The 24,816-nt window shown below is 71.0% G+C and carries 22 protein-coding genes; 9 read left to right on the forward strand and 13 right to left on the reverse strand.

The features are described from left to right. Nucleotides 1-59 precede the first annotated feature (59 nt). Nucleotides 60-536: a winged helix-turn-helix transcriptional regulator gene (locus tag HEB94_RS42105; RefSeq protein WP_192755014.1), complete on the reverse strand. Its 477-nt coding sequence runs from the start codon at nucleotides 534-536 to the stop codon at nucleotides 60-62. Between the two features lie 54 nt (nucleotides 537-590). On the opposite strand from HEB94_RS42105, the gene HEB94_RS42110 reads away from it, so the two are divergent. Both HEB94_RS42110 and HEB94_RS42115 read left to right on the forward strand, forming a co-directional pair. Further along, nucleotides 591-764, forward strand: coding sequence for a nuclear transport factor 2 family protein (locus HEB94_RS42110; RefSeq protein ID WP_192755015.1), 174 nt, complete (start codon nucleotides 591-593; stop codon nucleotides 762-764). 29 nt (nucleotides 765-793) lie between these two features. Next, complete coding sequence (locus tag HEB94_RS42115; RefSeq protein ID WP_238361764.1) at nucleotides 794-1,063, forward strand: nuclear transport factor 2 family protein; 270 nt, start codon at nucleotides 794-796, stop codon at nucleotides 1,061-1,063. 40 nt (nucleotides 1,064-1,103) lie between these two features. Here the strand turns inward: HEB94_RS42115 and HEB94_RS42120 are convergent, their stop codons facing one another. From HEB94_RS42120 to HEB94_RS42135, 4 genes are all read right to left on the reverse strand, one after another. Next, nucleotides 1,104-2,042, reverse strand: coding sequence for an alpha/beta hydrolase (locus tag HEB94_RS42120; protein WP_192755016.1), 939 nt, complete (start codon nucleotides 2,040-2,042; stop codon nucleotides 1,104-1,106). Nucleotides 2,043-2,161: 119 nt separating this feature from the next. Beyond that, the gene (locus HEB94_RS42125; protein WP_192755017.1) at nucleotides 2,162-3,277 is read right to left on the reverse strand and encodes an aminoglycoside phosphotransferase family protein; all 1,116 of its coding nucleotides are present in this window, start codon (nucleotides 3,275-3,277) and stop codon (nucleotides 2,162-2,164) included. A gap of 63 nt (nucleotides 3,278-3,340) precedes the next feature. Next, nucleotides 3,341-4,519 carry an L-rhamnonate dehydratase gene (rhmD, locus tag HEB94_RS42130; RefSeq protein WP_192755018.1) on the reverse strand — a complete coding sequence of 393 codons (1,179 nt, stop codon included), beginning with the start codon at nucleotides 4,517-4,519 and terminating at the stop codon, nucleotides 3,341-3,343. Further along, entirely contained in the window at nucleotides 4,519-8,748 is a 4,230-nt protein-coding gene (locus HEB94_RS42135) for a glycosylhydrolase-like jelly roll fold domain-containing protein (protein WP_192755019.1), read from the reverse strand. Before HEB94_RS42135 ends, rhmD begins: the two co-directional genes overlap by 1 nt. A 148-nt stretch (nucleotides 8,749-8,896) precedes the next feature. On the opposite strand from HEB94_RS42135, the gene HEB94_RS42140 reads away from it, so the two are divergent. From HEB94_RS42140 to HEB94_RS42155, 4 genes are read left to right on the forward strand one after another with little or no spacing between them, the layout of a single operon-like run. Continuing rightward, complete coding sequence (locus HEB94_RS42140) at nucleotides 8,897-9,700, forward strand: IclR family transcriptional regulator (RefSeq protein ID WP_192755020.1); 804 nt, start codon at nucleotides 8,897-8,899, stop codon at nucleotides 9,698-9,700. A gap of 44 nt (nucleotides 9,701-9,744) precedes the next feature. Continuing rightward, the gene (locus HEB94_RS42145) at nucleotides 9,745-10,518 is read left to right on the forward strand and encodes an MBL fold metallo-hydrolase (protein ID WP_192755021.1); all 774 of its coding nucleotides are present in this window, start codon (nucleotides 9,745-9,747) and stop codon (nucleotides 10,516-10,518) included. Further along, complete coding sequence (locus tag HEB94_RS42150) at nucleotides 10,515-11,291, forward strand: SDR family NAD(P)-dependent oxidoreductase (RefSeq protein ID WP_192755022.1); 777 nt, start codon at nucleotides 10,515-10,517, stop codon at nucleotides 11,289-11,291. Before HEB94_RS42145 ends, HEB94_RS42150 begins: the two co-directional genes overlap by 4 nt. A gap of 29 nt (nucleotides 11,292-11,320) precedes the next feature. After that, nucleotides 11,321-12,289, forward strand: a complete 969-nt coding sequence (locus HEB94_RS42155) for a GNAT family N-acetyltransferase (RefSeq protein WP_192755023.1) — start codon at nucleotides 11,321-11,323, stop codon at nucleotides 12,287-12,289. Nucleotides 12,290-12,331: 42 nt separating this feature from the next. On the opposite strand, the gene HEB94_RS42160 is transcribed toward HEB94_RS42155, so the two are convergent. From HEB94_RS42160 to HEB94_RS42170, 3 genes are all read right to left on the reverse strand, one after another. Further along, the gene (locus tag HEB94_RS42160) at nucleotides 12,332-12,781 is read right to left on the reverse strand and encodes a VOC family protein (protein WP_192755024.1); all 450 of its coding nucleotides are present in this window, start codon (nucleotides 12,779-12,781) and stop codon (nucleotides 12,332-12,334) included. A gap of 45 nt (nucleotides 12,782-12,826) precedes the next feature. Continuing rightward, nucleotides 12,827-13,699 (reverse strand): aldo/keto reductase, encoded by an 873-nt coding sequence (locus HEB94_RS42165; protein WP_192755025.1) that lies wholly within the window; start codon nucleotides 13,697-13,699, stop codon nucleotides 12,827-12,829. Between the two features lie 81 nt (nucleotides 13,700-13,780). Continuing rightward, on the reverse strand, nucleotides 13,781-16,123 hold the full coding sequence (locus HEB94_RS42170; protein ID WP_337918332.1) for a penicillin acylase family protein: 2,343 nt from the start codon (nucleotides 16,121-16,123) through the stop codon (nucleotides 13,781-13,783). A gap of 285 nt (nucleotides 16,124-16,408) precedes the next feature. Between HEB94_RS42170 and HEB94_RS42175 the strand changes: the two genes are divergently transcribed. After that, nucleotides 16,409-16,825, forward strand: a complete 417-nt coding sequence (locus tag HEB94_RS42175; RefSeq protein ID WP_192755026.1) for an archease — start codon at nucleotides 16,409-16,411, stop codon at nucleotides 16,823-16,825. A 52-nt stretch (nucleotides 16,826-16,877) separates the two neighbouring features. Here HEB94_RS42175 and HEB94_RS42180 read toward each other — a convergent pair whose 3' ends face one another. The 3 genes from HEB94_RS42180 to HEB94_RS42190 all read right to left on the reverse strand — a co-directional run bounded on the left by HEB94_RS42180 (nucleotide 16,878) and on the right by HEB94_RS42190 (nucleotide 21,703). Beyond that, complete coding sequence (locus tag HEB94_RS42180; RefSeq protein ID WP_192755027.1) at nucleotides 16,878-18,710, reverse strand: helix-hairpin-helix domain-containing protein; 1,833 nt, start codon at nucleotides 18,708-18,710, stop codon at nucleotides 16,878-16,880. 50 nt (nucleotides 18,711-18,760) lie between these two features. Next, complete coding sequence (locus HEB94_RS42185; protein ID WP_192755028.1) at nucleotides 18,761-20,689, reverse strand: penicillin-binding transpeptidase domain-containing protein; 1,929 nt, start codon at nucleotides 20,687-20,689, stop codon at nucleotides 18,761-18,763. A gap of 246 nt (nucleotides 20,690-20,935) precedes the next feature. Further along, nucleotides 20,936-21,703: a uracil-DNA glycosylase gene (locus HEB94_RS42190; RefSeq protein ID WP_192755029.1), complete on the reverse strand. Its 768-nt coding sequence runs from the start codon at nucleotides 21,701-21,703 to the stop codon at nucleotides 20,936-20,938. A gap of 115 nt (nucleotides 21,704-21,818) precedes the next feature. Here HEB94_RS42190 and HEB94_RS42195 point away from each other — a divergent pair, with 115 nt between their 5' ends. Continuing rightward, nucleotides 21,819-22,613: a maleylpyruvate isomerase family mycothiol-dependent enzyme gene (locus HEB94_RS42195; RefSeq protein WP_192755030.1), complete on the forward strand. Its 795-nt coding sequence runs from the start codon at nucleotides 21,819-21,821 to the stop codon at nucleotides 22,611-22,613. A 62-nt stretch (nucleotides 22,614-22,675) separates the two neighbouring features. On the opposite strand, the gene HEB94_RS42200 is transcribed toward HEB94_RS42195, so the two are convergent. Together HEB94_RS42200 and mca are read right to left on the reverse strand one after the other, a co-directional pair. Further along, the gene (locus tag HEB94_RS42200; RefSeq protein WP_192755031.1) at nucleotides 22,676-22,972 is read right to left on the reverse strand and encodes a hypothetical protein; all 297 of its coding nucleotides are present in this window, start codon (nucleotides 22,970-22,972) and stop codon (nucleotides 22,676-22,678) included. Between the two features lie 80 nt (nucleotides 22,973-23,052). Next, nucleotides 23,053-23,955, reverse strand: coding sequence for a mycothiol conjugate amidase Mca (gene mca, locus HEB94_RS42205; protein WP_238363087.1), 903 nt, complete (start codon nucleotides 23,953-23,955; stop codon nucleotides 23,053-23,055). A gap of 298 nt (nucleotides 23,956-24,253) precedes the next feature. Between mca and greA the strand changes: the two genes are divergently transcribed. Continuing rightward, nucleotides 24,254-24,763, forward strand: coding sequence for a transcription elongation factor GreA (gene greA, locus HEB94_RS42210; RefSeq protein ID WP_192755032.1), 510 nt, complete (start codon nucleotides 24,254-24,256; stop codon nucleotides 24,761-24,763). Nucleotides 24,764-24,816: the final 53 nt, after the last annotated feature.

Here is a 24,816-nt window from a genome sequence, read left to right on the forward strand (position 1 = left end):
CCCGGACACCGGCGATGCGCCGGTCGGCACCAACATTGCCGACCGGCGCGCCGGCAGATCTACGCGTTGTCGATCGCGTAGCTTCCCGCGACGATCGACTCGTCACAGTGCCGGCAGCGCAGATCCACCTCGAGCTCATGCCGGCACGCGTGGCGGAGGACGGCCTCGGGTGCGTTCTGGGTCCGGGCCCATCGCAGGCCCCACTGGGCGAGAGTCAGCAGGACCGGGCGGAGCTCGTCTCCCGCCGCCGTGAGGTGGTACTCGTAGCGAGGCGGATGCTCTGAGTACTGTCGCCTGCTGATGACGCCGGCGCTTTCGAGTCCGCGGAGTCGGGCAGCCAGGATGTCGCGGCTGGCGCCGGTGTTGGCGACGATCTGCTCGAACCGATGGACGCCGTAGTTGATCTCGCGGACCGCCAGAAGCGTCCACCGTTCACCGATGATCTGCAGCGCGTCTGCGATCGGACAGTCCCGGGGGACCGGCTGCGGAGCCGTCGCCTGGCGCGTCACGGACCTGGTCACCTTCTGCGGGCTCATGACCCGATCATAGTCCGTTGTGTTTTCCAACTGACTGTGGTTGACTCCACGGACATGACGACCAGCACCCAGGATTACGTCGACGTGGTGAACGTGGTCCACCAGCACTTCCAGTTCTCCGACGCCAAGGACTTTTCCGGGGCTCGATCCCTGTGGGCCGACGAGCTGACTGTTGACCTTGGCGGTGTCAATCCAGCCGTGGGGGAACGGTCGCTGCCGACACCCTGAAGGAAGCCTGGACACGTCTGCTGGGTCCGATGGAGCTCACCCAGCACATGCTCACCAGCCACGTGGTGAGCGTTCACGACGACGAGGCCACCGTGACCTTTCACCTTCAGGCGCTGCATTATCACTCGGCGCTCGGCGAGGGCCCGGAGGTCAACACCTGGACCCTCTACGGCCGGGGTACATTCCGACTACGCCGCACATCCGGACGCTGGAAGATTTGCTCCACGCGGCTGATCGGTCTGCACAGCACCGGAAACGTGAACATGGTCGCCGACCTGACGAGACGCGCCCCGGCGTGACGCCCGAATGTGCCGTGTCCTTGACTGTCTAGGACACGACCTAGTTCCGGGCGAGCGAGGAGAGGGCGATCCGCAACCGTACGTCGAAGTCGTCGGGGTAGGTGTGTCCGAGGCCTGGTACGACGTCCAGCCGGCAGGCAAGCCCGGCTTGACGCAGACTCTCGTACGTCGCCTGGGCACCCTCCCCCACGTCGTCGTCCTTCTCCCCGAGCAGGATCACGCCGGGCACGCCGCGGTCCGCACCGGCACGCACCAGGGCGGGGTCGAGGTCCGTCGGGAACACCGCCGGCGCCACCGCGACGAAGCCCACGGGGGTTCCGGGCGATCCGGCGAGTGCCCAGCGCATCGCCGGCCGGGCGCCCGCGGAGAAGCCGCCGGTCACGAGCGGAAGGTCCCGGTCCGCGGCGTCGAGGCCGGCGACGGCGGTCGCGATGTCGCGGGCGGCGACTTCGGGATCAGGCCACGAACGGTAGGTCGGGGTGTTGCGCTGGCTGGAGTCCACCGCGAGGAGAACACAACCGGCGTCGAGGGCCGCCGCCCACTCGGTGGCGGCGTCCTCCGCCTCCTCCCCCGCTCCGTGCAGGGTGACCAGCAGACCGTGCGGTTCCCCCTCCGGCCGGCGTAGGAGGGGCGGTCTCGTGGTGTCGGCCGCGGCGTCCGCACGGGCCTGGGACTCCCGGACGAAGTCCGCGAAACCCTCGATCCCGGCCAGGTCGGCGAGGTCGTCGTCCTCGAGCAGGATCCGGCGGTGCCACCACGCGCCGGCGGCGAAGGCCGCGCGCAGTTCCTCGTAGGCCTCCTCCGGCCGGCCACCGAGGGCCAGCAGGCAGGCGGCGAGGTGGGCGAGGTCCGCCCGCCAGGCCGGCAGGTCCGGCATCGCCGCACGAGCCAACGCGACGCCCTCGGTGTGGTCGCCCCGCAGGTAGGCCTCAGTGATCTCATCGGCGACCGTCTCGTAGCGGGCCCGTTCCTCACGCACGCGTTCTGCTCACTCTCCTGTGACGTCCGGCTCGTCAGGGTGTCGAGTCGGCCCCGTCGAGTATCGAGCAGACCCACGATGGCGGCCGCCGCGGGACGCCACAACAGGTTTTCGCGTCGTCAGCCCAGAGCCTCGCGGGCCAGTCCCAGCAGGAAGACGGCGCAGGCGGCCCAGAACGGCGCCGCGTCCTCGACCGGGCGGCCGTTCATCATCGGCCGTCCCGCCGTCGCCGTCGTGAGGAACGCGGGCACCAGCCAGCCGTACTTCGCGGCCGCACCAGCGGCGACGGCGCGGCGCACGTCCGCCCGAGGCAGACCCCGCCCCGCCGCGGCGAGTCCGTCGGCGTACCCGGCCACGAGCGTCTCGAAGAGTTCGGGCAGCACCGTCGGAGGCAGGTGGAAGTCGGCCACCGCGTCGACGAGGAGGGTGCCGAGGTCCTCACCGAGCGCACCCACCCCGGCGAACGCCCAGTCGATCGCGACGGTGTCGCCGTCGACGTCGAAGAGGTTGCGCGGGTGGAAGTCCAACTGGCACAGCGTTCGCGGATACCCCGCGAGGACGTCGAGCAGCCCGCCCCGCACGTCCCACAGCGCGGCGAACTCCGCGGCCCGCCGGACCGGGAGCACCGCCCGGACGAACGGATGCCGCCACGCGTCCACGTCGTCGAGGATCGCGGACACCCCGGCTCGGCGTTCGACGTAGAGGCGGAGCCAACCACGACTCAGCCACGGCGTCAGCAGGTCCGGCGACTCCGCGAGGGCGCCCTGCATCCGGCCGAGATGCGCGGCCGCGAGTCGGTAGCGCGGGAGCGCCCAGCCCGATCCCGGGTCGCCCTCGACGTCCTCCATCCAGACGGCGACGCTGCCGTCCCGGCGTTCCTGGACGCCGTAGGGGCGCGGCGCCCGGAGGCCACCGCGCAGACTCGCGAGCAGTGGGTGTTCGAACGCGTCCGCCTCGCGCCGCCAGTAGAACGGGTGCACCGGGTCGCGGTCGGAGCCCCAGACCGCGCCGTCGTGGTCGGCGTGGCCGACCACCTTGACGACGCTGGACCAGTCGCTGCCGCGCTGCCGCCAGATGCCGACCGTGGCGAGGCCGGGCACGTTGGAGCGGGCAACCAACTCGACCTGCCCGCTCCGTACCTCCTCGACCCCACGGCCCAGCGCCGCCGCCACGCACTCCGGCACCTCCGCCGGGTGCGGATCGGACGCGTGCCAGGGACGACCCGTCGACTCCACGACGGACAGTCTGCCGCGTCCCCGACTCAGTGCGTGCCCAGTGTGTGGAGGGCCCGTGGGTGCTCAGTGTGTGTAGGGCCGGTGCAAGTCGCACTCCGGGTTCAGCCGTACGCCGAAGCCGGGTGTCTCGGGCAACCGGAGCCGCCCGCCCTCCGGCACCGGCTCGTCCAGCAGCAGCGGATGGAACATCGGCACGATCTCACTCGCCTGCGGATGCATCATCAGGAACTCCGAGAACGGGCTGTTCCGACGGGTGATCACGAAGTGGTAGGAGTACACGCTCGACCCGTGCGGGACCACCGGCACGCCGTGCGCGTCCGCGAGCGCCGCGATCTTGGTCAGCTCGGTGATGCCGCCACACCAGTTGACGTCCGGCTGGATCATGTCGGCGCACCCCATCTCGAGGAGCAACCGGAAACCGAACCGGGTCCATTCGTGCTCTCCGGTGCTCACCCAGGTGCCGGTGGGTACGCGGCGCCGGAGTTCGGCGTAGCCCCAGTAGTCGTCGGGCGGGAGAGGCTCCTCGATCCACTTCAACCCGAACTCCGCCGAATCCCGCGCGAGCCGGGTGGCGTAGTCGAGATCGAGCGACATCCAGCAGTCCCAGCTGAGGAAGAAGTCCTCGCTCACGCGTTCGCGCATCGAGGCGAGCTTGTCGAGATTGGCCCGCATCCCCTCAGGGCCCTCGGCCGGGCCGTGCTGCAGGGGCAGCTTGCCACCGATGAAGCCGAGCTTCTCGGCGAGGTCCGGGCGCGCACCGGTCGCGTAGAAGACCAACTCGTCCTGGACGGGACCGCCGAGCAGGGCGTAGACCGGCTCCTGGCGGATCTTGCCGAGCAGGTCGTACAACGCGAGGTCGACCGCGCTCAGGCAGTTGACCACGAGGCCCTTGCGGCCATAGAAGAGGGTCGAGGAGTACATCTGGTCCCAGATCTTCTCGATCGAGGTGACCGGGGCGCCCTCGACGAACCTCGCCAGGTGCTTCTCCACGATGTACGCGCCCGGCTCGCCTGCCGTCGTGGTGGCGAAGCCGACCGTCCCGTCCTCCGCCTCGATCTCGACCACCAGGGTGCCGAGCACGTTGAGGCCGAACTTCTGCCGGCTCGCGCGGTACTCGGGGTAGCGCGCCATCGGGGTGGCGATGTGGTCGTCGATCCAGTGCTGCCCACCCTGGTCGTGATAGTCCGCGCCACCACCACGGACGACGTACGCCCGCACCTCGCGAATCCTCGGCATCGCCATCAGGTCGGTCCTCCTCTTCGGTCGGGTCTTTCGGTCGGATGGTCTTGGACCGTCTCGTCCGGTCCTGGCACCTCGCGCTCGACGACCAGGCGGACCGGGCCGAACAGGCCGGAACGCCGCTGGCCGGCGAACACCGCCATCGTGGGCGAGGCGTCGTCGAGGTAGGGCGCGAGCGTGTTGAAGACGCTCACCTCGACGTCGTTGCGGCCGGCTCGCAGCAGACCGGTGAGGTCGAAGCGGTACGGCGACCAGATCCGCACCCCGGCCGGCGATCCGTTCACCGTCACCTCGGCGGTACCGCGCACCGAACCGAGGTCGAGGACGGCCCTACCGGGCACCTCGGCGCCGGTACCGGTGTCAACCTCGACCTGACGCCGGTAACGCACGCCACCGGAGTGCGAACCCAGCCCGGCATCGGCCCACGGGCCGAGCGCGAGAGGTCCCTCGTCGCACTCGAACACCAGGGGACCGTTCCACAACGCGCCCGCCACCCGGCCGTCGACGGGTTCGACCCGGACGGCGAGCACCCGCCGCCCGTCCGCCGGGTTCACAGGCTCGTGGGCGGACGTGGTGCTCCTCGGATCTCCTGGTGGGAACACAATCCGGCCGTGCGTGACGGCGACCGGCACACCGTCAACCCACGCTTGCACCGCCCCGGTGGCGACGGGCAGGGACGCCGACGTCGCGCCCGGTGGAACGACGAGGCGGAACCACTCGGGTGGCTTCGACTGCCCAGGGCGCGCCTCCGGAACGACGTCGAGCACGCCGCCACCGGCCGCGGCCGGCTCCAGCCAGGCCGCCGCGGACAACGGATGCGGCCGCGGCCGCAGCAGCGAGAACCGCGGATCGTAGGCGTGCGTGCGCCGCGGCGCGGCCGGCACCGGCACACCGTCTCTGGCGAACGTCCACGAAGCACCGGTGACGAAGGTCGTCGCCGTACCGTCGAAGTCCTCCACCAGCGCGTCGACGAGGACGGCAAGGGGCTTGCCGATGTCGGTGAACCGGACCTCGATGATGTTGTCGCCGGTCGCGAGGTGACGCGTCACGTCGTAGGGCAGCACCCGCGTCTGGCCGCCGTAGGGTTCGAAGGCACCCTGGGTCGCGACCTCCTGCCCGTTGACGACGAGTCGCGCCGGCCCGTCCGTACCGAGCTGGAGGAGGGCGCGCGCGGGGTCCCGCACCAACGGAAGGACGCCTCGTGCGAGAAGTTCGGTGCCACGCACCGAACCGTCCCCGGGGACCAGCCACTCCGGTCGCGCGAACGCCGGCGCGTCCGCCGTCAGTGCCCAGTACCCCCGCAAGGCGTCCTTGCGCTCGGCGGTCACCCGGACCTCGAGCAGGTTCGCGCCGGTCCGGGTGCGGACCGGCTCCAGGCGCAGGTAGCCGCCCCGGTCGGCGCCGAGTTCGACACCGTTCCACCACACCTGGGTGCGCCCGCCGGCGGCGATCGCCAGGGTGAGATCGCGTTCCTCGTGGGCGGGGAGGCTGGTCCGGAGTACGACGACCTGCCCGGGCTCCACACCGTCCACGTGCCAGAACTCCTCCGGCACCCGCCCCTTGGGGCCCAGCATCCGGGTCTGGAAGGGGTCCTTCTCGATGCCGTGGGACAGCGAGTAGCGCAGTGGATGCCAGCGGGTCCCCTCCAACGGCCCGTGCAAGGGTCGGGTCAGCGGTCCGGCATGGTCGGCGGGAAGGGGCTCCGGCACGTCGGCCGGCGCCAGCGGATCGGTCCGCCAGCCGAAGGTGCCCTGCCCCACCAGGACCTCCTCCCACGGCGCCTCGTCAAGGTCGACTTGCTCCCAGTGGTCCGCGGTGCCGTCCACGTCGACCCGGTGGCGCACCCGCCATTGCTGGACGGGGAACGCCCCCTCCGCCGCCGGCAGGGCGAAGTCGCCGTGTCGGTTGTTCATCGTGGGGAGCACCTGTGCCGTCCAGGGGCCGTCGAGCGTGATCTCCCAGGTCCGCCGGTCGGGGTCCGGATCGCGGACGACTCCCGCCGGGTCTCCCGACCGGACCGGAGCGTCTCGCCACACCAGGATCGCGGCCGGGGCCTGGTCGAAGCGGACGGTGACCTCGGCCGTGCCGGCGTCGGCGCCCTCGCCGACCACCCGCACCGGCGCCGCCCGGGTCGTTCCGGTCAGCGGATCCCACTGCTCCACGTCGCTGACCCGACCACCGTCGGCGATCCGTACGACGACCCGCGACCGGTACCGCGACGGGTCGAAGTCGTACCCCTTCTCCCGCGGCCCGGAGAACCAGTTGACCCCCTTGGCGAGCATCGGCTGCGCGGTCGCCCACCCCAGTGGCGCGGCGGGCACCAACAGGACGTTGCGGTCGCCGACCCGACGCAGCAACACGGGACCGTCCGCGTCGACGCCGCGACCGAGTGGTTCCAGCGCTGCCGGCAGGTCCTCGACGGTGGGGACGTACACCGCCGTCCCCTCCTCGACCAACGCGGCGAGCGTGCGTACGGCGGCCGCGCCCTCGGCGCTTCCCTCCGCGGCCCGCACCGGCCGGTCGCCCACGACGACCAGCAGCCCACCCTGGCCACAGAAGTCCACCAGCTTCGCGGCGGTCGCCCCCTCCAGCACGCTGGCGCTCGGCACCACCACGGCCCGGTAGGACTCGCCGCGGGTGTGCAACGCACCGCCTCGGACCTCCGAGGTCGCCACCGTGTCGTCGTCGAGGACGTCGAAGTCGCGGTGCGCCCGGTCGAGCACGCCCGGGTGCGTGTCGAACCACACCATCCGACCGACGATCTCGACGTACGTGCGACTCGCCCGCCGCGCCGGCTGCGAACGACTCGTCAACAGCGTGCCCGCCCGCACTGTCGCGGACGGGAACAGGACGCCGACGTCGCAGCGGTGCTCGCCCCGCGTCAGCAGCCAGCACAGCCGGCTCACCGTGTCGGCGAAGTACCTGTAGTGCGGCCAGTACGGCTGCCGCCAGCAGGTGCTCGGCGGCGCCCACTCCCACCAGCCACCGCGCGTCGAGTAGTAGACGGCGTGCGGGTTGTAGAGGGTGGCGCCGGCCAGCAGCCACGGCATCAGCCAGTCGAAGGTCTCCTCCAGCGTGCCGCCCCATCCGCTGCTGTGGAACGACTCGATCCAGGTACGCGGTCTGCCGTAGTGGTGGGCGAGCGAGCTGTGGATCTTCGCCTCGCCGTGGTGGTCGCTGCCAGGGGCGCTGAACCACCGGTGCGTGCGGGGGTAGTCGGCGTACTGCCAGGTGGAGCCGAGTGGATCGCCGGCCCGCGACGGGCTCTGCTGGTCGACGCCGACGACCAGGCCGTGGCGTTCGTGCCAGGCGTGCAGCGGCCCGAAGAACGCCTCCTCGGCCAGCACCCCGCGGACTCGCTGGTAGTCGGAGCGGACCCGCTCGGAGTCTGGCCCCCAGTCCTCCCACAGGGCCGCGATGCGGTCCTCGATCCGGTAGTCGTGCCGCTGCGCGAACTCCGCCGCGAACCCCGGGCTCCACGTGGGCAGGTTGGGCAGCTCGTCCTGGAAGGATCCGGCGATCACCGAACCGAGGTAGGTTCCGAGCCGGTGCTCGAACTGCCCGTGCACGGTGTCGAGCAGCGCGGCGCACGCGCGCGCCGAGGTGTAGTCGAACCCCTGCCGCAGGCTGTACGCCAGCATCAGCCGGTACCGACCGCCGGCAGCTTCTCCGCCGCTGCCCGGGTCCGCACTGCCTGACCACACGACCCGGCGCCCGGCCAGCTCGACCGGAACCGGCGGACCCGCCACCGCACCGTCGCCGGACAGGGGCAGCGCGGCCGCCGCGATCGGGGTGCCGGCGGCGGGACAGTCGAGTTCGCCCGGTCCGTCCAGGTCGACGACGACCCGTTCCAGTGAAGCTCCGGCGTACTCCGGCACCCGCGTCACGAGCTGTCCCTGCAGGTTGGCGCCGGAGAAGCCGATCTGGTCGTAGAACCACAGGCGCGCTCCACGCCTTCGGGCGTGCTCGCACAGGCCCAGCCACAGCTCCCACCACTCCTCGCTGAACAGCGGCGGATCGTCGGCGAGGGAGCCGTACGTCGGGCCGGTCGGCGCGAGGTTCAGGACGACGAGGTTGTGGACGCCCTGGTCCACGAGCTGGTCCAGCTGCCAGCTCAACCGGGGCAGTTCCATCCGGTCGCCGCTCCACCACCAGATGGGCGCCGGTGAGAACTCCGGAGCCGGCCTCGCGAAGCCCCGGAAAAGTTCGCGGTGACGTGACTGCCGAGGCACGTGGTCCTCCTCCGGACGGATGCGCTGGCCCCTCGCCCCCTGTCGGCGTAGGTTATGCGCAGTTTCAGCTCGGTGAACATGTGTTCACGTATCCGAATCACCCGCACGGATCCCGCGATGGCGAGCAGGGGGCGACGATGTGAACGACATGACCAAGGGCAGCGCGGTGAAGTCCGCCGAGCGGACCCTCGCGATCCTCGAACTCCTCACCCGGCACGAGGAACCCATGAGCTTCACCGCGATCGCGCAGGCCCTGCGATATCCCCGTTCCAGCCTGCACGGCCTGCTCCGGACGGTCGTCGAACGTGGCTGGGCGGACTTCGACCCCGAGCAGCGCAGCTACACCCTCGGCATCCGCACGCTGGAGGCGGGCAACGCCTACACCCGGGCGCTCGGCCTGGTCGAACGCGCGCTTCCGTTGATGGAACGCATCCGCGACACGATCGACGAGACCGTCCAGTTGGCCGTCCTCGACGGGTTGCACAACGTCTACGTCGCCAAGGTCGACGGTCGGCAAACGCTCACCCTCGCGTCCGAAGTTGGACGACGGCTGCCCGCGCACGCGACGGGCGTCGGAAAGGTCCTCCTGGCCGGACTCGGCCAGGAGGAGCTGGAGACCCGGCTGGGTCCCACCACCCTGGCCGGATTCACCCCCCACACGCTGATCGACAAGGATCGCCTGCGCGCCCACCTGCGCACCGTCAGCGGTCGGGGCTTCGCGGTCGACAACGAGGAGTACACCCTCGGCATCCGGTGCGTGGCGGTTCCCGTCCAGGACTGGAGCAGGCACACCGTCGCCGCGCTCAGCGTGTCGGTTCCGGCGATCCGCTTCACCCCGGCCCACCGCGAGAAGGCCCACCGGCTCCTCCTCGACGCCGCCCACCGGCTCTCCACCGCGCTCGGCTACCGATCCGGTCCCGGTGGCAGGTCCGGCGTCGTCCCCGTGGGCTGACGAAACGTCCGTGCACAGGCAGTCCAAGGAGAGGCGAGTCGACGATGAGTACCTACGGCGTCCACCTGCTACCCCTCGGCCGTGGAGACGTGCCGGGACCAGAGCTGTTCTGGATGAGCGGCTTCGAGGAGTGGCACACCCTGCTCTTCCAGTCCGCACTCATCCGCGGCGACGGCGTGACCGTGCTCGTCAACACCGGTCCGGCCCGCGACCTCGAACCCATGAACGCGCACTGGGAGAAGGTGCTCGGCGCACGGGCCCGGATGCGTCGCGAGCCCGGTGAGTACATCGTCGACCAACTCGCCGCGCACGACCTGACACCCGACGACGTCACCCATGTCGTCCTCACCCCGTTGCAGCTCTACACCGTGAGCAACGTCGCGTTGTTCCAGAACGCCGAGATCTGCGTCGCCCGCCGCGGCTGGGTGCACTTCCACACGACGCACGCACATCCGCACGACAACCGGGCGACCTCGATCCCCGACGACGTCCTCGTGCATCTCGTGACCGACGCCTGGCCGCGGGTGCGGCTGCTCGCCGACGAGGACCAACTCGCCCCGGGCCTGCGCACCTGGTGGAGCGGCGTGCACCACCGCGCGTCCGTCGTCGTCGAGGTCGACGCGCCGGCCGGTGTCGCCGCCATCTCCGACAGCTACTTCGTCCTCGACAACGTGGAGAAGGACATCCCGATCGGGATCAATGAGAACATGTACGAGGCGATCACCGCCTACGCCCGTGTACGCGACACCGCGGACATCGTCGTTCCGCTGTACGACCCGCGGAACCTCGACCGCTTTCCCGGCGGGAGGATCGCATGAACGTCCCTGTCCCGCAGGCACCACGGACCGTCCTCGTCACCGGGTCCGCCCGCGGCATCGGCCGTGCCACCGCCGCCCGCTTCGGCCGCGAAGGTGCTCGCGTCGTCGTCAACCACCCGCCCGGTGAGCGCGGGTTCGCGCAGGAGACGGCCGAGCTGGTGACGGCCGCCGGCGGGACCCCGCTGGTGGTGGAGGCGGACGTCGCCGACCCCGACGCCGTGACCGCGATGGCGCGGACGGTCCACGACACCTGGGGCTCCCTCGACGTGCTGGTCAACAACGCGGGCATCTGTCCCTTCGCCGACTTCTTCGACATCGACGTCGCCCTGTGGGACCGGGTCCAGCACGTCAACCTGCGGGGTGTGTTCCTGGTCACCCAGGCCTTCACCCGCGCCATGGTGGAGGCGGGGCGCGGCGGGCGGGTGCTGTCGGTGTCCTCGATCTCGGCCTGGGTCGGAGGCTCCCAGCAGGTGCACTACTGCACCACCAAGGCCGGGATCAGCTCGCTGATGAAGAGCCTCGCCATCGTGCTCGGCCCACACGGCATCACCTGCAACGCCGTCCTCCCTGGGGCCATCGCCACCGACATCAACAAGGACGACTGGACCGACACCGCGAAGGTCGACTACTTCCGGTCGCGGATCCCGGTCGGCCGGATGGGCGAGCCGGCCGACGTCGCGGGCGTGCTGTGGCTGCTGTCCCAACCGGAGTCGGCGTACATGAACGGTTCCGACGTACTGGTCGACGGCGGTATGTTCGTCAACCTGCAGTAGCCCAAACCGCGAGGACCGAGGGGTGAGAGTTGGCACGACTGCGACCGGCGTCGGGCGAAGAGACGGCGCGGTGGTACGACCTCTGGCAGGACCGACAGCGGGCCTGGTGCCGACGGCACGGGCTCGCCGACACCGACGAGTCCGACCACCTGCGCCGCCTCGACCTGTGGCGGGCGAACGCCGCGCAGGCCAGGGTCTTCGCGATCGCCGCCGAAGACTGCGACGACACCGACGACTCGCTCCTCGGGTTCTGCGCGCTGTCCCTCCGCCCCGACTCCCCCAGCCGCCCTGCCGTCGTCGACGACATCTGGGTGGCACCCGAGCACCGCCGCCGCGGTCACGGCTCGGCCGCCAGGGCAGCTCTGGAGCGGTGGTGCCGCGAGCACGCCCTTCCCCGACTCGTCGTCACCGTCGATCCCGGTGACCCGGCGCAGGCGGCGCTGTTTCGTCCCTACACCGTCACCGCCCAGCGGATGGCGCGGTCCCTCCTCGACGTGCCGGACCTTCCCGACGGCGTGGTCGGCAGGCCCATGACCGCGGCGGAGTTCCCGTCCTGGCGGCAGGAGGGGATCGCCGGGTACGCGCACGACATCTTCGACAGCGGCGGCGAGGCCACTCTCGACGACGCGTTGGCGCGCTCGGCGCGGGAGTTCGACGAACTGTTGCCGGCCGGGGCCGAGACCGAGCACCACAGCTTCTGGGTGCTGGACGCGTCGTCGACCGCCGCCGGTGATCGCGACGGCGGGTACGTCGCCTCCATCTGGTTGCGCCACCACCACCAGGTGGGCCGGTCGTTCGTCTTCGCGCTCGCCGTGGAGCCCGAGTACCGCGGGAAGGGCTACGGACGAGCAGCCATGCGACTGGGCGAGCGCGCCAGCAGGGACGCCGGTGACTCCGTGCTGGCGCTCAACGTCTTCGGCCCGAACACCGTGGCGATCAATCTCTACACAAGTCTCGGCTACGTCGTGAGCGACCAGTCGCGCTCGACCGAGCTCTGAGGTCCCGCTGGTCCTGACCTCCGGTCCCCACCGCCGGACGGATCAGGCGACGCAGAACTCGTTGCCCTCGGGATCGGCCAGCACGACCCATCGCGAGCCGCCCTCGGAGCCCTCGCCCAGCCTGGTCGCGCCGTGCGCGCACAGGCGGGCGACCTCCGACTCCACCTGGTCGGGGCCGAAGTGCAGGTCGAGGTGGACGCGGTTCTTCACCTGCTTGACCTCCGGCACGACCTGGAAGAGCACCCGTCCGCCCTGCCCCACGCCAGTGTCGGGGTTGACGGGATGGTCGGGATCACGAACGGCCGCCGCGTGCTTCCAGGCGCTACGGCCGTCGATCTCGGTGACCTGGTCCTCGACGGGAACGCCGTTCGCCAGCAGGGACTTGATCAGTGTCGAGTGGTCCTCGACGACGTAGCCGAGCGCCTCGGCCCAGAACCGCGCCAGCAGGTGCGGGTCGGCGCAGTCGATGCACACCTTGTATCTCACAGCCATGCCCGCACCCTAGGACCTGGCACCGACAGGTGGCCCGCGAACCGGTCAGCCGGCGGGCCTGAGCGACGACATCGCGTCGAACTCCTCGTCGGTGAGTTCGACCTGCGCGGCGTGCAGGTTGTCCTCGAGGTGGCTCACCCGGGAGGTGCCGGGGATCGGCAGGGTCACTGGTGAGCGGCGGAGTAGCCAGGCGAGGGCGAGTTGGGAGGGCGGGACGCCCTTGGTCCGGGCGAGGTCGTCCAGGGGTCCGCCGGGGCGGGCCAGTTCGCCGATCGCGATGGGGTTCCAGGGGATGAAGGCGAGTCCGTGGCGGTCGCAGTAGTCGAGTTCGGCTTCGGCGTCCCGCTTGACCAGGTTGTAGAGGTTCTGCACGGACACGATCTCGGTGATCGCGCGGGCCTCCTCGATCTGTTCGATCGAGAAGTTGGAGACGCCGATGTGGCGGATCTTGCCCTCCTCGCGCAGCTCGGCCAGGGCTCCGACGCTCTCGGCCAGTGGCACCTTCGGGTCGGGCCGGTGCAGCTGGAAGAGGTCGATCCGCTCCACACCGAGGCGGCGCAGGCTCAGCTCGCACTGCTGCTTGAGGTACTCGGCCCGGCCCACCGGCACCCAGACTCTCGGCGCCGGGCGGGTGAGCCCCGCCTTGGTGGCGATCACCAAAACCTCCGGGTAGGGGTAGAGGGCCTCACGGATCAGCTCCTCGCTGATCTCCGGGCCGTAGGAGTCGGCCGTGTCGATGAGGTCGACGCCCAGATCGACCGCACGGCGTAGGACCCGGATGGCCTCGTCGTGGTCGGCGGGTGGACCCCAGATGCCCTCACCGGTGATGCGCATCGCACCGAAGCCCAGCCGGTGCACGGTCAGGTCGCCGAGGGTGAACGTTCCGCTCGCGTGTGCGGGCCGGGTCGCCGCGCTCATACTTCGCAGACTACGCCGCGCGGCACCGGTCGACCCGACCTTGCCCGCACGGCCCTACCAAGGTGGATCCCCCATCGGCCCTCACCCCTGGGGGAGCAGCCGGATCCGGGCCGCCACGTGTCGTTCGACCGCTGCCCGGCTGTAGAGCATCGGCACGTACTCGCCACGCGCCCAACGCTCGGCGAGGTCCCGGTAGTGCGGACTACGCGGGTCGCCGGACTGTCCGGGCGTGTTGACGCAGATGGAGTTGTCCCACTCGCCCACGTCCATGACGACCCGAACCGACGCGCCGATCGTCTGGACGAAATCCTCCGGGAAGTACGGCGCGGCGTTGACGGTGGTACCCGAACCGCCCACCCGGATCGGCCCGACGTCCAGCGTGGGATCGAGGAAGCCGAGCGGGTGCGGCTGGTGGTTGTGGTGCAGGTCTCCCCAGGCCCAGGTCCGGGAGTCTCGGCCCAGGAGGCGTTCGACCTCCTCGTAGGCACTGCGCAACGTCGAGGTGAGCAGCAGGTCACGGCGTTGCTCGCCGTCGGCGCCGAAGCGGCGGTCGGGGTCGGCGAGGGCGGCGCGGGCGGCGGCCTGGTCGATCAGGTCCAGTAGGGGCCGGGTGCCCGGTGGGAGCATCTCGTCGGCGTAGCCCGGCAGCAGGTGGCGCGACACCCAGACCTCGTACAACGCGGCTGCGGGTGAGTCGACCTCCTCCACCGCGTCCCAGTCACGCACCAGGGTGAGGGCCGCGGCCAGTGCGGGATCGTCGCCGTCCGGCCGGATCTTGTCCAGCAGCGCGAGGACCTGCTGCGCGGCCGGTGAGCGCCGGTCGGTCTGCAGCCGCGCGGAGTCCTCCACGCCGTGCCGGTCACCGCCACGGAGCACCTCGACGATTCGGTGGTGCCGGGAGGTGTCGGGCCATTCGTAGCTGAGCTGCCGGTCGGCCGGAAAGTCCGTCGGCAGGTTGTACTGGTTGGCGGTCGCGACGAAGCCCTCCGCCGGATCGACGACCTCGGGGAAGTGCTCGGGTGCGTAGAAGCCGTCCCACTCGTAGCGTCCGTCGCCGGGCACCGGGAGCAGCCCGTCCCAGCCGGGCCTGCGGGGTACCAGCCCGGCCGCCTTCCACCCGATCGTCCCCGTCACGTCGGCGTAGACGTGGTTCTCACCGGGGCTCCCCCACCCGCGCAGGGCGGTCCGGAACTCCTGGGCGTCCCGCGCGCGCAGGTAGGCGAGGCTGCCGAGGTAGGCCCCCGTGCCCGGCTCGAACCACGTGGCGCGAACGGCGTAGGCCCGGTGCCGGGCGAGGTCGACGTGGATGACGGGACCGTGCCGGGTGAACGCAAGGTCGAGTTGACGAGGGGCGGCATCGCGTACCTGAAAGGTCTCCCGCTCGACCCGCATCGTCTCCCAGTCGTCCCCGTAGCGGTAGCGGGCCGGGTCGTCCGGATCGAGATCGTAGACGTAGAGGTCCTGGACGTCGATCGGAAAGATCGTGAATCCGAACGCGACCTGTCCGTTGTGCCCGAGCGTCACGCCGGGCAGCGCGGGTTCACCGGCCCCGATCACGTCGAGGCCGGGCGCGGACAGGTGCGTGAGATAGCGCAGCGACGGTGTCGCGTAGGCGCGGTGCGGGTCGCTGGCGAGGATCGGCCGGCCGGTCGCGGTGCGGCTTCCGGCGACCACCCAGTTGTTGCTGCCCTCCGCGGTGGCGTCGATGCCGGCGACACCGGTCGTACCGGCCGCGCTGGTCAGTGGCGCCCGCGGGTCGCCGCTGAAGACCAGCGGGGTGGTCGCGAGGTCGAACGTCCGCAGCAGGTCGTCCGGGAGTTCGAGGTCGATCCCCTCCGCAAGGTGTGGTTGGCGGGCCGGCCGGAGTGCCTGACGGACGAGGTCGGCCTCCCAGCCGGCCGCGTGGGTGACCCGTGCGCGCGTGACCTCGTGCAGGAGGTTGAGTGCGATGCCGTGGCTGCGGACGCGTACGACGTCCTCGGGCCGCCAGCGCGCCGGCCGGTAGCCGAGCAACCCGAACTCCGGCGGGAGCGCCTCGGGGTGCCCGTCGAGCCAGTCGAGGTAGGCGTTGATGCCGGCGGTGAAGCGTTCGGTGCTACTGCGGGCGTCCGGACCGTAGGCGGCCCACTCGGCCTCCAGGTCACCGCGGTAGAGGAACAACCTGCAGGCGCGGTCCCGCTCCAGGTAGTCCGGACCGAACACCTCCGCCAACAGCCCCAACCCGCGGCGCCGCCACAGGTCGATCTGGAAGAGCCGGTCGCGGGCGGCGTTGAAGCCCTGCCCGAAGAACGCGTCGTCGGCGCTCCCGGCGTAGATGTGCGGGATCCCCCACGCGTCCACGACGATCTCCACCGGCCCGGCCAGCCCGGCCACGGACGTGATGGTCGTCTCCGCAACAGTCGGCCCCTCGGGCGGGTTGTTCACGCTCGCACTCCTCCAGTCGACGCCGTACCACTCGGTCCATACGGTTCACACGGTCGAGCACAGCGATCATCCACGGGAACAGGCTGTCCGCGTCAACCGCGTTTCGCGGGGTCAACCGGGTTCGGCCGTCGATCGCGGCTCACCGGAGCCGCCAGACACCCGAGCAGAGGTCGATCATGGTCGGCGCGACGGTCGGGAATCCGCACCGCCCGAAAGCGCGTGTGGGCACCACCTGGGGGCGAATCGAGGCGTACCGTTCGAGACAGGCACGCAAGGAGGCTCGCCATGCAGGTCGGACACCGGAGCGTCCCCCGCGACACCGACGCCCGGATCGAGGCGTGGGCACCGACGCGGGAAGGGTGTGTGGCCGAGGCGGTGGTGGCCATGGTGGAGACCTTCGCCGACATCCGTGCCGCCAGGCCCTCCGACGTCGCGACCTTCGAGGTCCCCACCGAGGACACCGACGAGGACCTGCTCGTGACCGTGCTCGGCGAGGTCCTCTGCCTCCTCGACACCGCGGACGTCGTTCCGATCCGGGTCGATCTCGAACCCGTCGAGGAGGGCTACGACGTCCGGTTCGAGGTCGTCGAGATCGACAGGCTGACACTCGTCGGCGCCATTCCTTCGGGGGTGGCGGCCCGGGGCCTGACGTTCGAGCCGGACGGCGACGGCTGGACCTGCCGGGTCACCCTCGACGTCTGAGGCTGTTCGCTCCCGTGCCGGTGAGCTGTTCGCTCCCGGTCGGGTGAGCCGGTCAGCGCTTGCGCCCCTTGCGGAGGAACGTCCGGAGCCGGCGCAGCGGCCAGGTGTTGATCACGTCGTCGGGGGTCAGCCAGCCACGCTGGGCGGTGCCCGCGCCGAATCGGAGCAGGTCGAGGTGGGCGACCGCGTGGGCGTCGGTGTTGATCGCGAACTTCACGCCGTGCCGCTTCGCCGCGAGGATGTTCTCGTCGTTCAGGTCGAGCCGGTCCGGCGACGCGTTGACCTCGAGTGCCGTACTCGTCCGCGCGCACGCCTCGTACACCGCCTCCAGGTCGACGTCCACCGGTGGCCGCCGGCCGATCAGGCGGGCGGTCGGGTGCCCGATCACGTTGACCGCGGGGTTCTCACAGGCGCGGACGATCCGCCTGGTCATCTCGGCCCTGGACTGGTTGAAGTGCGAGTGCACGGAGGCCACGCAGATGTCGAACCCGGCGAGGAAGTCCTCCGGCCAGTCGACCTCGCCGCCGGGGTCGATGTTGAGCTCGGTGCCGTGCAGCAGGGTCAGCTTCGGGTACCGCTCGCCGAGGGCCCGCACCTGATCCCGCTGGGACAGCATCTTCGCGTCGGTCATCCGCTGCATGAAGAGGTTCGGTGCGTGGTCGGTGATCGCGTAGTAGGCGTATCCGCGGGCCGCGGCGGCCGCGACCATCTCCGCGAGCGTCGCCACCCCGTCGGTGAGGTCGGTGTGCGTGTGCAGATCGCCGCGGATGTCCTTCTCCGTCACGACCTTGGGCAGCGTTCCCGCCCGGGCCGCCTCGATCTCACCGCGGTCCTCCCGCAGCGTCGGCGGGATCCAGGGCAGCCCGATGCGCTCGTAGACCTCCTCCTCGGTCTTCGACACGACGAGTTCGCCCGTCTCGCCCGTCTCGACGGCCTCCGCCGCCGGCCGGCGGCGCCCGCCCTTCCTGCCGCGCTGCCCCCGCTGCTCGCCCTGCTCGTCGTCCCCGTCGTGCTCGTCCCTGGGGACGGTGAACAGTCCGTACTCCGACAGCTTCAGGCCCTGGCGTACGGCGATCTCCCGGGTCCGCACGTTGTGGGCCTTCGAACCGGTGAAGTACTGCAGCGCGGCGCCCCAGGACTCCGGCGGGACGACACGCAGGTCGACCTGCAGTCCCGCGGTCGTCCGGATCGAGGTCTTGGTGTTTCCCCGGGCGATCACCTCCGCCACCAGGTCGAGCCCCGTCAGCGCGTCCATGATCGTGCCCGGGTTCTTCGACACCGCGAGGACGTCGAGGTCACCGACCGTCTCCCGCATCCGGCGCAGCGACCCGGCGTAGGTGCAGCGCACGCATCCGGGCACCTTCGACAGCGCGCCCACGATCTCCTCGGCGAGCTCCGTCGCCACCCCGAGGTCGACCCGCCCGCCGGACTGGCGGAGCAGGTCGATGCCGTGCCGGAGGTTCTCCTCCGTACGTGGCCCGAACCCCTTCAGGCCCGCGAGACGCCCCGCGTCCAGCGCGTCCAGGAGGTCCTGCACCGAGGCGATGCCGCGCTCGTCGTAGAGGACCATCGCCTTGCGTGGACCGAGCGTGGGGATCTCGGTGAGCTCGCGCACACCGGCCGGGATCTTCGCGCGCAACTCCTCGACGGCGGCGATCTGCCCGGTCCGGAAGTATTCGGTCACCTTGGCGGCGATCGACGTTCCTACGTTGGGGATCGCGCGCAGACCGGCGGCGTCGAGAGTGGACACGTCGAGGTGGTAGCCCGCCACCGAGCGCGCGGCCTTCTCATAGACCCGCGCACGGTAGGCGTCGCCTCCCGTGATCGCCACCAGGTCGGCGTACTCCTGCAGCAACGCGCCGACCTGCTCGTTCGGTCGGGCCATTCCCCGAGTCTAGGGCGTCCCCGGGCTCCGGGGCCGCGGCGAGACGCCGCTCACACCGGGGGCAACCTGACAGAGCTGATCCCCTGCAGGAACTGCTTGGCGACGGGACCGGCGTCCGCACCACCGGCACCACCGTCCTCGATCACCAGCGCGAACGCGATGTCGCCGCGGTAGCCGATCATCCAGGCGTGGGTGCGGGGCGGGTTGTCACTGCCGTACTCCGCCGTCCCCGTCTTCGCGTGCACCGGGGCGCCGCCGGGCAGGTTCAGCGTGGTGGCCGAGCCGGTGGTGACGACGGAGCGCATCAGCCCCCGCATGGCCGTGGTCAGCGACGCCGGCAGCTTCTTTCCGACCGTCCCACCCGGCGCGACGTCGGGCAGCAGTACGGGCCTGCGGGGTTGGCCGGAGTCGATGGCGGCCGCCACCATCGCCATGCCGAGCGGGCTCATCAGCACCCGGCCCTGGCCGATCATGCTGGCCGCCCGGTCGGTGAGGTCGGCCGGCTCCGGCACCGAACCGGAGTACGCCGGAACGCCGAGCTTCCAGGTCTCCCCGATGCCGTACGTGCGGGCCATCTCCACGAGGTCGGAGTTGCTGATGTCGTCGGCGTGTTCGACGACCGTGGTGTTGCAGGAGTGGGCGAACGCCTCCGTGAACGGCCCGTCGGGCAGCACGGTGTCGTAGGCGTTCTTGAACATCTTGCCGCCGACGGTGGTCCGGGCCGGGCAGGTCGCCGGGTCGCTCGGCTTCAACCCGCCCTCGACCAGCGCGGAGACCGACACCACCTTGAACGTCGAGCCCGGCGGGTACTGTCCGACGAACGCGCGGTTGTACGACGTGACGCCGGGCCCGTTGGCGGCGGCGAGGACCTCGCCGGTGCTCGCCCGGACCGCGACGAGCGCGGTCGGCTTCGCCTGGCCCTGCACGGCGGTCTCCGCCGCCTCCTGCACGCGCGGGTCGAGGGTGGTGCGCAGCGGCTTTCCGGGCTTGGCCACCTGGGTGTACAACGTCGCGACCTTGTGGCCGTCCTTCTTCTCGACGAGGTCGACCTGAGCGCCCGGGGTGCCTGCCAACTGCGTCTGGTAGGCCTCCTGCAACCCGCTCGCGCCGATCTCGTCGCTCGCGGATGCCTGCGGTCCGGCCTTCTTCAGCGACTCCGCGGTGGCCGGCGCCACCACTCCGAGGACGCCGCGCGCGTAGGTCGAGGACGGCGCGAGCGACATCGTGTCGTCCCGGGTCACGACGCCGGGTACGTCGTCGAGCCGGACCCGGACCTCCTGGTACGCCGGCTCCCGCAGCGTCAGGACGTCGACGAAGTGGGTCGGATCGGCGGCCTCGGCCCGCTGCCGCAGGGCCGCCGCGTCGATGTCGAGGATCTGCTGGAGCTGGGCGTAGGTCACGTCGGGCTGTACCCGGCGCGGCTCGACACCCACCCGCACCACCGGCATGTCCTTGGTCAGGGGCTTGCCCGCGCCGTCGAGAATCGACGCGCGTCGTGGCAGCGTGCGTTCCCGGTGCAGTTCGGTGCTGGCGGTGAGCTCCGGGTGGAACGTCGCGGGCGTCCACCAGACCCGCCACTTCCCCTGGGCGTCCTGGCGCACCTGCGCGGTCGAGGCGTAGCGCCAGGTTCCGATCCCGGAGACCTCCTGGCTCACGGTGAGGGGCTGGTCGCAGACACCGCCGTCGGGGTTGATCTTCTTCGCCTCTTCACCGTCCAGGCAGACCGGGGCGCCCTGCGGACGGACCGTCGTGGCGCGGATTCCGAGGTCCTTGCCGGCCGCCTCGATATCCCTGGTCGCCGCGGCCGCGGTACGCGGGTCGACGGTGGAGACGGCCTTGCCCGCGGACCACGCCGACGCGAACCCACGCGCGGCGTCGACCGCCCCCTTCGGCGGGCCATCGGGCCCCGAACACGCCGCGGCCCCCGCGAGCGTTCCGAGCACGGCGAGTGCGACCCCGGTCACTGTTCGACTACGCATGCTTCATCCCCCGACCTTGGATCTGGGTCCGAGAGGGAGTAGAACACACCGTCCAGGCAGGAAGTGGGCGTACCTCGCGGACCGCGTGCGATCCGCCGACATCCGGCGAAGACGCTCGGACTCTGAGAGAGATCCACCCGCACGTGAGGCCGCCGGGCCTCGTGGTGGCCGGTGGGCACACCCCGGGTGTGTTGTGAGCGTGTTCTGAGCGTGTCCAGGGCGTTCTGAGCGTGCCCGGGCGTCGTCCTAGGCCAGCGTCCAGTCGACGGGCTCGCCGCCCTGCTCGGCGAGCATGGCGTTGGCCCGGCTGAAGGGCCGAGAACCAAAGAATCCGCGATCGGCCGACATCGGGCTCGGGTGCGCGGACTCGATGCGGGGCACCGACTCGAGCAGCGGCCGCAGGCTCTGCGCGTCCCGGCCCCACAGGATCGCCACCATGGGAGTGCCGCGACCGACGAGGGCGCGGATGGCCTGGTCCGTGACCTGCTCCCAGCCCTTGCCCCGGTGCGCGGCCGGGCGACCCGGCTGGACTGTCAGCGCTCGGTTGAGCAGCAGGATCCCGCGCCGCGACCAGGGCGACAGGTCGCCCGTCGACGGCGCCGCCAGACCGAGGTCCGCGGCGTACTCCCGGTAGATGTTCTGCAGGCTGCGCGGAATCGGACGTACCTCCGGTGCCACCGAGAAGCTCAACCCGACGGCGTGGCCCGGGGTGGGATAGGGGTCCTGGCCGACGATGAGGACACGGACGTCGTCGAAGGGCTGCTGAAAGGCACGCAGGACGTTGGGACCCGCCGGCAGGTAGCTACGTCCGGCCGCGATCTCCGCCCGGAGGAAGTCACCCATGGCCGTGATCTGGTCGGCGACCGGGGCGAGCGCCGACTCCCAACCGGCGCCGACGACCTCCGCGAGCGGGCGGGAGCCGGTCCGTTCGTCGACCTGGCCGGCCGGTGCCGCCTGGTCGACCGGCGGCTCGGTCGTCGTCTGGTCCGCGGCCGCGTTGGCCAACTCGGTCACGCCTACCTCCTGCGTACGCCCTGGGTCCGGGTACGAGCGACGAGCCTATGGGACCGCACCTGTCGCGCACTGATCCACCCGACGCGCCGGTTCCCGGGCTCGTTAGGTTGGTGGCGTGACCGACCTCCCGCACGGAGTCTTCGACCCCGCGACGTACCAGAGGCTGTTGCGGGCCCACGGGGACGCGCTCCTCGACGCCCTCGCGACGGGGCCGTCGACCACGAAGGTGCCCACCTGCCCTGACTGGACCCTGCGGGACCTCGTTCACCACGTGGGCCAGATCCACCACTGGGCAACGGCGATCGTGCGGACGGGGACGGGACCGAACCATCCCCAGCTGCACGCCGAGGAAGGGGAGGACGTCGGTGAGTGGTACGCCGAGCGGCTCCAGAACCTGCTCGACGCACTCGCCCAGACCGATCCCGACACGCCCACCTGGGGGTTCGGTCCGTGCTGCAGGACGGCGCGCTTCTGGTCGCGGCGACAGACACACGAGGCCGGCATGCACCGGGTCGACGCCGAACTCGCCATCGGCCGTTCGCCGCTCGTCGACCCGATCCTCGCGGTCGACGGCGTGAGCGAGGTGTTCGACGTGATGATGGCTCGGGTCGCCGAGCGGACGGGCACCACGCCGACCCTGCCCGCGCCCGTCCTGCTGGAGTGCACCGACCGGCCCGAACGCTGGCTGCTCTGCCCGGACGACGGAAGCGACGCTCCCGCCCTGCCCAAGACTCTGGGACCAGACCTGCCCGACGACCTGGCCGCCACCGCGGTGGCGGCGGTCCGGGGCAGGGCCGGTGACCTGTGGCTCGCGTTGTGGGGGCGCGACGTCGCGGCCGGGTGCACGCCGATGATCGACGGCGACGCCGAGGTCGCACGGGCGCTGCTCGCCTCGAGGTTGGTTCCCTGACCCGGTCGCGGGTGGCCGGCGGCGGACAGCTCGTCGGCAGTCAGCCGTCAGCTCGTCGGGCGTCAGCTGGTCGGGCGTCTGCTCCCGGCGCCGGCGCCGGGGCGCTCGCTGGCGCCGTCGGCGCTGTCACCGGTGGGCCCGTCCGGACCCCTGTCGTCGGGGCCCTCTTCGCCGCCGGACTGACCGGGCTCCTGCTCCTCGAAACTCGCCTTGGCCTTGCGCAGCTGCTTGTTCATGTTGCGCCACAACAGCACGGTCGCGACACCGATGCCCGCGATCACGACGAATCCGAGCAGGCCGGGACCCACCCATACCGACTGGTCGCGGGGGGCGGCCGCCGCGAGGAACGCATACAGCACTGGGAGTACCTTCTCTCGCCTGAATCTCCGGGGCCCGCGCCCCACGCAGGCTCTCTACCCCTGATTGTCGCAGGCCGGGCTCAGGATGCCTCTGGCGCGAGCGCGTCGGTCGTGTCGTCGCTGCGCCGCTGGCCGGAGAGGTGCCGGAGGCCGGCGAACAGGTCGTCCTCCGGTGTCGTGGTCTCCACCAGGCTTCGGGCCAGCTCGAAGTCCTCGGTCGGCCAGGCCGCGGCCTGCACGTCGAGCGGGCAGGCGAACCACGACCCGTCGGGGTCGATCTGCGTGGCGTGGGCGAGCAGGGCCTTGTCACGGACCGCGAAGTAGTCGGCGCAGGGAACCCGTGTCGTGATCCGGGCCGCGTGGGCGGGGTCGGGCTTCCAGTCCTTGATCCGCTCGGCGTAGGGGGACTCGAGGCCCCGACTCACCATCGCCTCGTGCAGCGCGATCATGCGCTCGCGGTGGAACGAGTGGTGGTAGTAGAGCTTCAGCGGATGCCACGGCTCGCCGGCCTCGGGGTAGGCGTCAGGGTCGCCCGCCGCCTCCCAGGCCGCGATCGTGATCTTGTGGGTCATGATGTGGTCGGGGTGGGGGTATCCGCCGTTTTCGTCGTACGTCGTCACCACGTGTGGCCGGAACTCACGCATGACCTTGACCAGCGCGCCGGCCGCCTCCTCCACCGGAGTCGCGCCGAAGCTGCCGTCGGGCAGCGGCTCGGGCGAGTCGCCCTCGGGGAAGCCGGAGTCGACGAAGCCGAGCCAGACCTGCTCGACGCCGAGGATCTCCCGGGCGCGGTCCATCTCCTCGCGGCGGATCTCGGCCAGGTTGGCGAGGACCTCGGGCCGGTCCATCTGGGGGTTGAGGATCGATCCGCGCTCGCCCCCGGTGCACGTCACGACCAGGACCTCGACGCCTTCCGCGACGTAACGCGCGGTGCTCGCCGCACCCTTGCTGGACTCGTCGTCAGGGTGGGCGTGCACATGCATGAGGCGCAGTGGCTGGGTTTCGGTGGACGACACCGTAGTGATCTCCTCTGTCAGGTGGCGCAGTCGTGAAGGATACGCGCGCTCCATCATGGTGGCCCAGCCCGCCGACACCTCCCGCGGCGACCTCGCCATCTCCCCGACTATGGGATGGCCGGAACCGTCGAGCGTTGTTAGCCTGATAGGTCAGTCCGTACAGTTCCGGACACGCATCGAGAGCACCGATACCCGAAAATGCGGGCAATCTGGGCAATCTGACCAACCCGAGAGAACTGTCCCCGCACGACCAAGGAGCGAACCTGTGACGCAGTCGACCGACGAGAACGTCATCTGGCTCACGCAAGAGGCCTACGACCGTCTCAAGGCGGAGTTGGACCATCTCACAGGTACTGTGCGCGCGGAGCTCGCCCGGCGAATCGGTGAAGCCCGAGACGAGGGCGATCTGAAGGAGAACGGCGGCTACCACGCCGCCAAGGAGGAGCAGGGCAAGACCGAGGCGCAGATCCGCAAGCTGCAGGACCTCCTGCGCCGCGCCCGGGTGGGCGCCACCCCGCCCGACGACGGTGTGGTCGAACCCGGCATGAAGGTCACGATTCGGTTCCAGGGTGACGAGGACACCGAAACCTTCGTGCTCGGTTCGCGCGAGCTCCTCTCCCTCGACGAGTCCGTCGACCTCGAGGTGTATTCGCCGCAGTCTCCCCTGGGACTCGCGATCAGCGGCAAGCGCAAGGGCGACACCGCGACCTACGCCGCGCCCAACGGGCGGGCGGTGACCGTGGAGATCGTCGACGCAGTGCCGTTCGGCGCCTGAGCACAGACCACCAGACAGCTCGACGGTGCGCGACCCACCGGGGTCGCGCACCG

This window comes from Actinopolymorpha pittospori, from assembly GCF_014873875.1.
Classification (GTDB): domain Bacteria; phylum Actinomycetota; class Actinomycetes; order Propionibacteriales; family Actinopolymorphaceae; genus Actinopolymorpha; species Actinopolymorpha pittospori.